Genomic DNA, 320 nt, shown 5'->3' with positions numbered 1-320 from the left:
AAGGATTTTGATCGTCTTCAAATGTAACAGTCACAGTGGCAGAGTCTTCACACTCATTGTCACTAACAATGGTATAAGTAAATACACCGGCTTCATCTGTAGTAGGATCAAAAGATCCGTCTATTTCATTTCCTTCAGCGTCAGTCCAGATACCACCTTCATCAGGTGTTCCTCCTAACTCGTCAAATAGATCAAAAATTTCAGTGTCTTCGTCGGTTAGATTAACCGTTGCGTTTTCACCTGCTAACAGGTTTTCAACAACAGTAACCGTTAACTCAACAGAATCTAAACAATTTCCGGTACCAATGGTATAAGTTGTA

At 39.4% G+C, this 320-nt stretch carries 1 protein-coding gene; it reads right to left on the bottom strand.

Annotated elements, in window-relative coordinates; translation table 11 throughout:
• A partial coding sequence (locus HC175_RS22250) for a hypothetical protein (RefSeq protein WP_168140020.1) occupies nucleotides 1-320 on the bottom strand: 320 nt, incomplete at both ends.

The sequence above is a fragment of the Salinimicrobium oceani genome (assembly GCF_012037645.1).
This window is presented reverse-complemented; position numbering and strand designations above follow the sequence as displayed.